This is a genomic window from Arenimonas caeni (assembly GCF_003024235.1).
In the GTDB taxonomy this organism is placed as follows: Bacteria; Pseudomonadota; Gammaproteobacteria; order Xanthomonadales; family Xanthomonadaceae; genus Arenimonas; species Arenimonas caeni.
The window spans coordinates 22,449-33,525 of sequence record NZ_KZ679102.1; the positions used below are offsets into that span (position 1 = coordinate 22,449).

The window sequence follows — 11,077 nt, forward strand, 5'->3', positions numbered from 1 at the left end:
TGACGGAGGTCAAACCGTCGGGTGCGCGTTCAGGAACTCCAGCAGGCGGGCTTCGTCCCAGACCTCGACGCCCAGCGCCCGCGCCTTCTCGAGCTTGGAACCGGCGGCTTCGCCGGCGACCACGAAGGCCGTCTTCTTCGACACGCTGCCGGCGACCTTGGCGCCCAGGGCCTGCAGGCGCTCGCCGGCCTCCTCGCGGGTCATGGCCGAAAGCGCGCCGGTGAGCACCACCGTCTGGCCGGCCAGCGGGCCCTCGGCCGACTGCTGCGGCGCCCCCTCCGGCCACTGCACGCCGGCGGCACGCAGGTCGGCGATCACCTCGCGGTTGTGCGCCTCGGCGAAGAAGCCGGCGATGCGCTCGGCCACCACCGGCCCGACGTCGGGCACCTCCACCAGCGCCGCCTGGTCGGCCGCCATGATCGGATCGAGCGCGCCGAACCAGCGCGCCAGCGTGCGCGCGGTAGACTCGCCCACGTCGCGGATGCCCAGGGCGAACAGCAGGCGCTCGAGCGTGGTGGCCTTGCTGGCCGCGATGGCCTCGACGAGGTTCTCGGCCCACTTGGTAGCCACCTTGCCCGCCTTGACCGTTTCGGGCACGGCGTCGTCGCGCTCATCGGCGCGGCGCTTCATCTCGAGGAAATCCTCGAGCGTGAGGCGATAGAGGTCGGCCACGGTGCGCACGTAATCGAAGTCCACCAGCGCCTCGATGAAGCGCTCGCCCAGGCCCTCGATGTCCATGGCCTTGCGCGAGGCGAAGTGCACCAGCGCCTGCTTGCGCTGCGCCGGGCAGAACAGCCCGCCGGTGCAGACGATGGCCGCGCCGCCGGCGTACTCGATGCCGGCCTTGGTCTGCCTGAGCACCTTGCGCACCGCCTCGGTGTGCGAGCCGCAGGCGGGACAGGCGGACGGGAACTCATAGGGCGGATGCAGCGGCTCGCCGCGCGCGTCGCGCGGACGGCGGTCTTCCACCACCCGCACCACTTCCGGGATCACGTCGCCGGCGCGCCGGACGATGACGGTGTCGCCCACGCGCACGTCGAGGCGGGCGATCTGGTCGGCGTTGTGCAGGGTGGCGTTGGTCACCGTGACCCCGGCCACCTGCACCGGCGCCAGCCGCGCCACCGGCGTCAGCGCGCCGGTGCGGCCGACCTGCACTTCGATGGCTTCGACCGTGGTCAGCTGCTCCTGGGCCGGGAACTTGTGCGCGATGGCCCAGCGCGGCGCCCGCGAGACGAAGCCCATGGCCTTCTGCTGGTCGTGCCGGTCGAGCTTGTAGACCACGCCGTCGATGTCGTAGGGCAGCTTGTCGCGCAGCGCGCCGATGCCGCGGTAATAGGCCAGCAGGCCATCGAGCCCGCGCGCCACCGAGACTTCCGGCGACACCGGGAAACCGAAGTCGCGCAGCGCCTGCAGCACCCGCGAATGCCGGTCGGGCAGCGACCAGCCCTCGACCGCGCCCAGGCCATAGGCATAAAAGGCCAGCGGCCGGGCCGCCGCCAGCGCCGGGTCGAGCTGGCGCAGCGAACCGGCGGCGCCGTTGCGCGGGTTGGCCAGCACCTTGCCGCCGGTCTCGCGCATGCGGGCGTTGTAGGCCTGGAAACCGGCCAGCGGCATGTACACCTCGCCGCGCACCTCCAGCACCGCCGGCGCCTCGCCGCGCAGGCGCAGCGGAATGGCGCGAATGGTGCGCAGGTTCTGGCTCACGTCTTCGCCGGTGGCGCCGTCGCCGCGGGTGGCGCCGCGCACGAACACGCCCCGCTCGTAGCGCAGGCTGATGGCCAGGCCGTCGAGCTTGGGCTCGACCGAAAACTCCGGCTCCGGCTCGCCCAGCTCCTTGCTGATCCGGCCCGTGAACTCGGCCACGTCCTCGTCGCTGAAGGCGTTGTTGAGCGAGAGCATGGGCAGCTCGTGCGCCACCGTCTCGAAGCCGGGCAGCACCCCGGCGCCGACGCGCTGGGTCGGCGAGTCGGGCGTGCGCAGCCCGGGGTGCGCGGCCTCCAGGGCCTGCAGCTCGCGCACCAGCGCGTCGTACTCGGCGTCCGGGATGGCCGGGTTGTCGAGCACGAAATAGCGGTGGTTGGCGTCTTCGATCGCCGCGCGAAGGCTGGCGGCACGCGCTTGCGGGGTGGCGGGGGACTTCTCCATGCCGCCATTCCGCCAGAAAAAGAAAACCCCGGGAAGCCCCGGGGTCTTCATGCCGCAAAAGGGCGGTTTACTGCTCTTCGCGGAAGTCCCACACCTGCCACGGGCAGCCGCGGTTGCACGAACGCTCGATGACGTTGCCCGGACCCGGCCCGCAGCGGTAGACGCCCCACTCGACGCCGTACTCGTCGATGTAGGTGTACATCAGGGTGCAGACCGTGTTCGCCTGGGCGGTACCCACCAGGCCTTCGCCGGCGGGCGCGAGCGCCGAGGCGCCGAAGAGCACGGCGGCGGACAGGCAGGCGGTGCGGAAGAGGTTCTTCAGATGCATCGGTCGAACTCCATGATCAGGCAGCAGGGACGCTGCCCGTCCGGTATAGACCGGCCGCGGGACGTTTCTCAACGCAAGACTTGCTACCTGCGTAAGCAGTCGCGGGAACCAGCGCTTACCCGGCAAGACGCGCTCACCGGGTGGTGCGCAGGTCCCACTTGGTCTGCTTGCGGTCGTAGTTGCGCAGGTCTTCGCGGATGTGCGCGATGCGCTGGCGACCGAGCGCATTGCGCTCCTCGTCGAGCAGCACGCCGTCGAGCAGTTCGGCCATGCGCTGCGCGGTGGGCAGCATCGCGTCCCAGGCGTCGAGCGCCGGCAGCGGCCCGGGCAGCGCCATGAAGAAGCTGATGCCCGGCGTGCGCAGTTCCTGGATCGAGGCCATGTCGAAATGGCCGGGCTTGACCAGGTTCGCCACCGAGAACACCGGCCCCTGCTCGGGGTGGTTGTCGACGAGGCGGTGGAAGATGTTCATGTGGCCGTAGACGAGGCCGGCCTTTTCCGCCGCCACCACCAGGTCCGGGCCGTGGAAGGCCTGGCCGGCGCGGGCGGCCAGGAACAGGCTGACGACCTTGTCGAAGTTCTCGTCCGGGCGGGCGCCGGGCGCGCGCGGGCCGGCCGGCTTGCGCTCGGGCACCGGCTCGCCGGCGAGGGTCTTCTCGAGCAGGTCGAGCTCGGACTGCTCGACGGTCGTGGCCTCGCCGCCGGTGCTGGCATCGGCCTCGAGCAGCTCGCGCAGGGTGGGCTCCTGGCGGGAACCGCCGTCGCCGGCCTTGGCCGCGCGGCGCCCCTGCCCCGGCCGGCGCCGGCTGGTGAAGATGATCACGGCGAACAGGACCAGGGCGGCGATGCCGATGGCGATGCGCAGCATCGCGGTGTCGCTGAGTCCTTCGAACATGCTCCCCTCCCTGTGTGCCGTCGTGGCCGCAGCCGCGGCCCCATCGCGAAATGATGCCCGAATTCGCCGCCCCGGTCAGGCGGCGCCGGCCAGGCGCGCGGCCTCGGCCAGGTCCACCGACACCAGGCGGCTGACGCCCGGCTCGCGCATGGTCACGCCGGAAAGCTGCTTGGCCGCCTCCATCGTCGCCTTGTTGTGGGTGACGAACAGGAACTGCACCTTCTCGCTCATCTCGGTGACCATGGACGAGAAGCGGCCGACGTTGGCCTCGTCCAGCGGCGCGTCCACCTCGTCGAGCAGGCAGAACGGCGCCGGATTGAGCCGGAAGATGGCGAACACCAGCGCGACCGCGGTGAGCGCCTTCTCGCCGCCCGAGAGCAGCGAGATGTTCGACACGCGCTTGCCCGGCGGGCGCGCCATGATCGAGACGCCGGTGTCGAGCAGGTCTTCGCCGGTGAGCTCGAGGTAGGCGTGGCCGCCGCCGAACAGGCGCGGATAGAGCTCCTGCACGCCGGTGTTGACGCGGTCGAAGGTTTCCTTGAAGCGGCCGCGGGTCTCGCGGTCGATCTTGCGGATGGCCTCCTCCAGCGTCTCGAGCGCCGAGGTGAGGTCGGCGTTCTGGGCGTCGAGGTAGGTCTTGCGCTCGCTCTGCTCGCCGTATTCCTGGATGGCGGCCAGGTTCACCGGCTCGAGCCGGCGCATCCTGGCGTCGATGTCTGCCACGGCCTTCTGCCAGCCTTCGACCTCGGCCTGCCCGGGCAGCGAGGCGATCACCTCGTCCACGACCAGGCCGGCGGCGACGATGGCGTCGGCCAGCTGGGTGGCGCGCAGCTCGAGCGCCTGGTGCTGCAGCTTCTTCTGCGAAATCGCCTCGCGCTGGGCCAGCGCCTGCTGGTCGCGCTGCTGGCGCACCTGCTCGTACTTGCGCATCTCGCCCTCGACGCCGTCGAGCGCCGAGCGCGCCGCGCCCAGGTCCTTGTCGGCCACCACGCGCTGGTCGAGCGCGGCCTGGCGCTGGGCTTCGAGCGCCAGCACCGGCGCATCGCCCTCGGCCAGCTGGGCCTGCAGCTCGTTCAGGCGAACCTCGAGCTGCGCCTTCTGGTTGCCCATGCGCGCCAGCGACTGGCTGAGCGCGACCACGCGGGCGCGCTGCGACTCGAGCGACAGCGCCAGCTGGTGCGCGGCCTCGCGCGCCTCGCGGGCGCTGTTGCGGGCCGCGTCGCGCTGCTCGCCGAGGCTGCGGCGCTGGGCGTCGAGCGCCTGGCGTTCGGCCTCGAGCTCGCCCATCTTCGCCACCGCCTGCTCCAGGCGCGCGCGCGCCTCGCGGGCGTTGGACTGCGACTCTTCGAGCGTGGTGGCCAGCGTCGCCAGCTCGCCGTCGATGCGCGCCACGCGCGCCTGCGCCGACTCGAGCTTGCCCTGCTGGCCCTGCAGCTGGCCGGCCAGCTCGGACACGCCGCGGTGCGCCAGGTACAGCGCGCGCTGCGCGTCCTCGCGATGCTGCTCGGCCTCGAGCAGGCGGTCGCGCATCGAGGTCAGGCCCTCGTTGATGGCCTGTTCCTTCTTCGCCAGCGCATCGATCTCGGCGCGCAGCGACTGGATCTCGCGCTCGCGCGCCAGCGCGCCCTGCTGGGCCTCGCCGCTGCGCAGCACGCGCAGCCAGCCGGCGCCCAGCCATTCGCCGGTGCGGGTGATGGCGGCCTCGCCCTCGCCCAGCGCCAGGGCGCGGGCGGCGGCGATGTCGTCCACGGCGCGCACGCCGGCCAGCAGGCGACGCACGGCGTCCGGGCCCTGCACCTTCGCGGCCAGCGAACCGGCCGGCGCATCGAAGCCGCCGCCGGCGCCGCTGACCAGGGCCACGCGGCCCTGCGACAGCCCGGCGATGGCATCGAGCCAGTCGGCCGGCGCGTCGACGGTGACGGCCTCGAGCAGGCTGCCGAGCACGGTCTCGACCGCGGTCTCCCAGCCGGCCTCGACCTCAAGGGCCTCGCCCAGGCGGGCGTTGCCGTCGATGCCCTGGGCCTTGAGCCAGTCGAGCGCGACGTTCTTTTCCTGGCCCAGCGCCGCGTGCTGCAGGGCCTCGAGCGAGGCCAGGCGGCCGCGCGCGGACTGCGCCTGCTTGCGCACCTCGGCCAGCTCGGACTGCTGCTGGCGCTGCTGGTCCTGCAGCCCCGCCAGCGCCGACTTGCGCTGCTCGAGCTGCTCGCCCAGGCCATCGAGGCCGGCCTTCTGCTGGTCGTGCTGGCTCGTCAGTTCGGCCAGTGCGGTGGCGATGGCCGTGGTGTCCAGGCCGCTGCGCTCGGCGGCCAGCGCCTCGCGCCGGCGACCGGCCTCGAGGGCCTGCTTTTCCAGGTATTCGATCTTGGTGCGCTCGACCTCGGCCCAGCGCGACGCTTCGGACTGCGCCCGGGCGTAGGCGTCCCAGCGCTGCTGCCAGTCGTGCAGCGCGGCCTCGGCGGCCTTGAGCGCCTCCTGCCGGCCGCCGTCGTCGGTGCGCAGCGTGGCCAGCTGCGGCTCGGCCGCGGCGATGGCGTTGTGCAGCTCGGCCAGCTGGCGCTCGTCGCCGCTGATGTGCTCGCCGACCTGGGCGAAGGCCGCGTCGGCCTCGGCGCGAGCCGTTTCCAGCCGCTGGCGCAGTTCCTTCTGGTGCTGGATCTGCTGCTCGATGCGGGCCAGTTCGCCGCCGACGCGGTAGACCTCGGCCTGGGCCCGGCCCAGGGCTTCGCTGGCCTCGCCGTGCTGGCTGCGGCAGGCCTCGATCTGGGCCTCGGCCTGGCGCTGGTCGGCCAGCAGCGATTGCAGCCTGATCTCGTCCTGGGTCAGCGCCTCGTTGAGCAGCTTGAGTTCGGCGTCGTAGCGGCGGAATTCCAGCGCCTTGAGCTGGGCGTCCTTGTTCAGGCGCTCGGCCTGCAGGGCCTGGTACTGCTCGGCGGCGCGGGCCTGGCGCTTGAGGTGCTCGAGCTGCTTATCGACTTCCTCGCGCAGGTCGTTGAGGCGGTCGAGGTTCTCGCGCGTGCCCTTGATGCGCGACTCGGTTTCCTTGCGCCGCTCCTTGTACTTGGAGATGCCGGCGGCCTCCTCCAGGTACACGCGCAGTTCCTCGGGCTTGGCCTCGATGATCTGGCTGATCATGCCCTGCTCGATGATCGAGTAGCTGCGCGGGCCCAGGCCGGTGCCGAGGAACAGGTCGGTGATGTCGCGGCGGCGGCAGCGCGCGCCGTTGAGGTAGTAGTTGGACTGGCCGTCGCGGCTGACCATGCGCTTGACCGAGATCTCGGCGTAACGCGCGTATTCGCCGCCGATGCTGCCTTCGGAGTTGTCGAAGATCAGTTCCACCTGCGCCTGGCTGACCGGCTTGCGGGCCGAGGAGCCGGAGAAGATGACGTCGGTGAGCGAATCGCCGCGCAGGCGGCTGGCCGAACTCTCGCCCATCACCCAGCGCACGGCGTCGATGATGTTGGACTTGCCGCAGCCGTTCGGGCCGACGATGCCGGTCATGTTGGTCGGCAGGTGCAGCACCGTCGGGTCGACGAAGGACTTGAAGCCGGACAGCTTGATGGTGGTCAGGCGCATTGATCGGGGTTCTCTGTCGGCCGGGCGAACCGGCCGGCCACGGGGCGCCAGGGACGCCCCGCCGCAGGGTCAAGGGGAGTCCGCGAACCGGTCCGCCGCCCACGCCAACTGATTGATTTCATTGGCAGAGCGCGGTCCCCGGTGCGCGGCCGTCCAGCAGTATAGCAGCGGCCCGCTCAGCCTTCGCCCGGGGCCCGGGCGTGGATGGAAAGGGCGTGGATATCGGTTTCCATCAGCGTGCCCAGGGCGGCGTAGACCTTGCGGTGGCGGGCCAGCGGCAGCACCCCGGCGAAGGCCGCCGAGACGATGTCCACCCGGAAATGGCCGCGTCCGTCGCGGGCCCCGGCGTGGCCGGCGTGCTTGTGGCCCTCGTCGACGATCTCCAGCGCTTCCGGCGCCAGCGCGGCCTCGAGCGCGGCGCGGATGGCCGCGGGCCGCTGCTCGCGCGGCAGGCTCACGGCAGCACCGGCCGGAACGGGCGCACGTCCACGCGCGCGTAGACGCCGGCGGCCAGGTAGGGGTCGGCGTCGGCCCAGGCGCGGGCCGCGGCGAGGTCCTCGAACTCAGCCACCACCAGGCTGCCGGTGAATCCCGCCGGGCCCGGATCTTCGGCGTCGATGGCCGGCAGCGGGCCGGCCAGTTTCAGGCGCCCCGCCTCGGCCAGGGCCTGCAGGCGCGCCAGGTGCGCCGGCCGCGAGGCCTGGCGGGCGGCGAGCGAGTTGTCGCGGTCGATGCCGTGGATCATGTACCACATCGTCTTCATTCCCTCCGGTTGCAGCCGACAGTATCGCCCAAGCCGGTGCTCGCGCCGGCGGCCCGCGTCGGTGCACAATCGGGCATGGCCGAACGCCTCGCGGTACACCCCGTCAACCCACAGCAGCGCCTGATCGACAAGGCGGCCGCGTCGCTGCGCGCCGGTGGCCTGGTGCTGGTGCCCACCGATGCCGGCTATTCGCTGGCCTGGGCGCTGGAGGGCCGCGAGGCCGAGGAGCGCGTGCTGCGCCTGCGCGAACTGGACAGGCGGCACCCTTTCACCTTACTCTGTCGGCAATTGAGTGAGGCCGGCCGCCTGGCCCGGCTCGACGACCGGGCCTTCAGGCTGATGCGGTCGCTGACCCCGGGGCCATGCACGTTCATCCTTCCGGCCTCCTCGGACCTGCCCAAGCGCATCAAGAACGTCGGCCGCAGCAAGCGCCGGGACATCGGCATCCGCCTGCCCGACCACGGTGTCGCGCGGATGCTGCTTGAAGCGATGGGCGAGCCGCTGTTGTCCACCAGCCTGGTGCTGCCGGACGAGGAGCATCCGAACAGCCACGAGGCCGAGGCCGTCGCCGACCGCTGGCTGCGCTGGGTCGACGTGATGCTGGACGCCGAGGACTGCGAGCCCGGCCCCACCAGCATCGTGGATTGCACGGGCGACGAGCCCGAAGTCGTGCGCCAGGGTTTCCACCCCGTGGCGGTTTGAACGAAACGGGCCGGAGGGGCCCCCGCTCGATGAGAGCCCACCTACCTTGCATGAGCCGTCGATGAGCGAAGCGAACGCGCCGGAAGCCGGGCGCCCGGCCTTCCCCGTTCCGCCGCAGCAGCAGGAAATGCCGCTGGCGGTGGTCAAGGGACAGCCGGTGCTGCAGATGCCGCAGGACCTGTACATCCCGCCGGACGCGCTGGAGGTCTTCCTCGAGGCTTTCGAGGGCCCGCTCGACCTGCTGCTCTACCTGATCCGCCGCCAGAACCTCGACATCCTCGACATCCCCGTCGCCGAGATCACCCGGCAGTACGTGGACTACATCGGCGTGATGCAGGAAATGCGCTTCGAGCTGGCGGCCGAATACCTGGTCATGGCCGCCATCCTGGCCGAGATCAAGTCGCGCATGCTGCTGCCGCGGCCGCCGGCCGAGGAAGGCCAGGAGGCCGACCCCCGCGCCGAACTGGTGCGCCGGCTGCAGGAGTACGAACGCTTCAAGAAGGCGGCCGAGGATATCGACCAGCTCGACCGCCTCGACCGCGACACCTCGCTGGCCTCGGCCCACGTGCCCGACCGCAGCGTGGCCAGGGTGCCGCCGGAGGTGGACCTGCGCGAGATGCTGCTGGCCCTGCGCGAGGTGCTCAAGCGCGCCGAGCTCTACAGCCACCACGCCATCCGGCGCGAGGCCCTGAGCGTCCGCCAGCGCATGGGCGACGTGCTCAGCCGGCTCTCGGACCAGCAGTTCCACGCCTTCGAGACCCTGTTCACCCCGGAAGAAGGCCGCCTCGGCGTGGTGGTCACCTTCCTCTCGATCCTCGAGCTCGCCAAGGAGCAGCTGATCGAGATCGTGCAGGAGGCGCCGCTGGCGCCGATCTACGTCAAGTCGCTGGCGGCCGCCGCCGGCGAAGAGGGTGAAACCGCCCTCCCCGAACCGACCTCGGACGGCGCCGAAGCGCCCAACGACTGAGAAAGCGCGAGCCATGGACCCCAACCTGATCCGACAGATCGTCGAGGCCGCCCTGCTGGCCGCCCCGCAGCCGCTCACCCTGGCCCAGCTGGCCGGGCTGTTCCCCGAGGACGAGGCGCCGCCCCAGGGCAGCCTGCAGCAGGCCATCGACGAACTGCGCGAGGCCTGCGAAGGCCGCGGCGTCGAACTGGTCGAGGTGGCCTCGGGCTACCGCTTCCAGGTCAAGGCCGAGGTGCATGCCTGGGTGGCGCGCCTGTGGACCGAGCGCCAGGCCAAGTACACCCGCGCCACGCTCGAGACCCTGGCGCTGATCGCCTATCGCCAGCCCATCACCCGCGGCGAGATCGAGCAGATCCGCGGCGTGGCGGTGAACACCAACACCATCAAGCAGCTCGAGGAGCGCGAGTGGATCCGCGTGGTCGGCCACCGCGACGTGCCCGGCAAGCCGGCGCTCTTCGGCACCACCAAGGCCTTCCTCGACTACTTCGGGCTCAAGAGCCTGGACGAACTGCCGCCGCTGGCCGAGCTCAAGGACATCCCCGAGCTCGAACCGCAGCTGCCCTTCGACACCATCACCCCGGCCGGCGTCGCCGGTGCGGCGATGGCCGACGACACCCCTTCCAACGATGAGGCAGGCGAAGAAGACGCCGCGCCGGAGCAAATGCAATGAGCGACAACCGCAAAGTCCTTTCCCTCAAGGCGAAAGGCGGCGAAAGCAGCAACGCCGGCAAGATCGAGGAGCGCCTGCACAAGGTGCTCGCCCAGGCCGGCCTGGGTTCGCGCCGCGCGCTCGAGGAGCGCATCGCCCAGGGCCTGGTGAAGGTCAATGGCGAAGTCGCGCAGACCGGGCAGTCGGTCAAGGGCGGCGACCGCGTCGAGATCGACGGCAAGACCTTCGTGGCCAGCGCGCTCACCGAGCCGGCGAGCGTGCTGCTGTACAACAAGCCGGAAGGCGAAGTGACCACCCGCGAAGACCCCGAGGGCCGCCCGACCGTGTTCGAGGCGCTGCCGCGGCTCAAGGGCGCGCGCTGGATCGCCGTCGGCCGCCTGGACATCAACACCACCGGCCTGCTGCTGCTCACCACCGACGGCGAGCTGGCCAACGCGCTGATGCACCCGTCGTCGAACATCCAGCGCGAATACGTCTGCCGCATCCACGGCGAGGTGCCCGACGAGGTCGTCACCCGCCTGGCCACGGGCGTGCAGCTCGAGGACGGCCCGGCCAAGTTCGACGAGATCGAGCGCATCGGCAGCTCCGACTCGCACGCCTGGTTCCGCGTCGTGCTCAGCGAGGGCCGCAACCGCGAGGTGCGCCGGCTGTGGGAGTCGCAGGGTTACCAGGTCAGCCGCCTCAAGCGCGTGCGCTACGGCTCGGTGCCCCTGCCCCGCATGCTCAAGCGCGGCCACTGCGAGGAACTGCCGGCCGCCGAGGTCGACAAGCTGCGCCGCCAGTTCCAGCTCGAGGACAAGCCGCCGGTGCTGACCCTGCAGCCGGTGATCGGCCAGCGCAAGTCGCGCCCGACCCAGATCCGCGTCGGCAAGGACAGCAAGCAGGCCTCCTACGTCAACGGCGCGGTCGAGGACGAGGCGCGCGAGCTGCGCCGCTTCGACCACGTGCGCGAGGAGCCGCGCGGCCGCGGCCGCGGCCGCCCCGGTGGCGGCGCCGGCGCCGGCAAGCCCTACGCGGGCAAGGGCAAGCGCGGC

At 71.6% G+C, this 11,077-nt stretch carries 9 protein-coding genes and 1 pseudogene; 4 read left to right on the top strand and 6 right to left on the bottom strand.

Annotated elements, in window-relative coordinates; all coding sequences use genetic code 11:
• Positions 1 to 9: 9 nt before the first annotated feature.
• The 6 genes from ligA to C6N40_RS13050 all read right to left on the bottom strand — a co-directional run bounded on the left by ligA (position 10) and on the right by C6N40_RS13050 (position 7,695).
• Positions 10 to 2,145, bottom strand: coding sequence for an NAD-dependent DNA ligase LigA (ligA, locus tag C6N40_RS13025; RefSeq protein ID WP_106991465.1), 2,136 nt, complete (start codon positions 2,143 to 2,145; stop codon positions 10 to 12).
• A 67-nt stretch (positions 2,146 to 2,212) separates the two neighbouring features.
• Positions 2,213 to 2,473, bottom strand: coding sequence for a hypothetical protein (locus tag C6N40_RS13030; protein WP_106991466.1), 261 nt, complete (start codon positions 2,471 to 2,473; stop codon positions 2,213 to 2,215).
• Between the two features lie 133 nt (positions 2,474 to 2,606).
• Positions 2,607 to 3,368: a cell division protein ZipA gene (gene zipA, locus C6N40_RS13035; protein ID WP_106991467.1), complete on the bottom strand. Its 762-nt coding sequence runs from the start codon at positions 3,366 to 3,368 to the stop codon at positions 2,607 to 2,609.
• A 75-nt stretch (positions 3,369 to 3,443) separates the two neighbouring features.
• The gene (gene smc / locus C6N40_RS13040; RefSeq protein WP_106991468.1) at positions 3,444 to 6,941 is read right to left on the bottom strand and encodes a chromosome segregation protein SMC; all 3,498 of its coding nucleotides are present in this window, start codon (positions 6,939 to 6,941) and stop codon (positions 3,444 to 3,446) included.
• Positions 6,942 to 7,117: 176 nt separating this feature from the next.
• On the bottom strand, positions 7,118 to 7,393 hold the full coding sequence (locus C6N40_RS13045; protein ID WP_106991473.1) for a BolA family protein: 276 nt from the start codon (positions 7,391 to 7,393) through the stop codon (positions 7,118 to 7,120).
• A gap of 2 nt (positions 7,394 to 7,395) precedes the next feature.
• The gene (locus C6N40_RS13050; RefSeq protein WP_106991469.1) at positions 7,396 to 7,695 is read right to left on the bottom strand and encodes a YciI family protein; all 300 of its coding nucleotides are present in this window, start codon (positions 7,693 to 7,695) and stop codon (positions 7,396 to 7,398) included.
• 84 nt (positions 7,696 to 7,779) lie between these two features.
• On the opposite strand from C6N40_RS13050, the gene C6N40_RS13055 reads away from it, so the two are divergent.
• From C6N40_RS13055 to rluB, 4 genes and pseudogenes are all read left to right on the top strand, one after another.
• Positions 7,780 to 8,406: an L-threonylcarbamoyladenylate synthase gene (locus C6N40_RS13055; RefSeq protein WP_106991470.1), complete on the top strand. Its 627-nt coding sequence runs from the start codon at positions 7,780 to 7,782 to the stop codon at positions 8,404 to 8,406.
• Positions 8,407 to 8,467: 61 nt separating this feature from the next.
• Positions 8,468 to 9,373, top strand: a complete 906-nt coding sequence (locus tag C6N40_RS13060; RefSeq protein ID WP_106991471.1) for a segregation and condensation protein A — start codon at positions 8,468 to 8,470, stop codon at positions 9,371 to 9,373.
• A gap of 13 nt (positions 9,374 to 9,386) precedes the next feature.
• Positions 9,387 to 10,031, top strand: a pseudogene (gene scpB / locus C6N40_RS13065) (SMC-Scp complex subunit ScpB); the annotation flags it as partial.
• Between the two features lie 8 nt (positions 10,032 to 10,039).
• Positions 10,040 to 11,077, top strand: a 1,038-nt coding sequence (gene rluB, locus C6N40_RS13070; RefSeq protein ID WP_106991472.1) for a 23S rRNA pseudouridine(2605) synthase RluB, incomplete at its 3' end; no start/stop codon positions are given.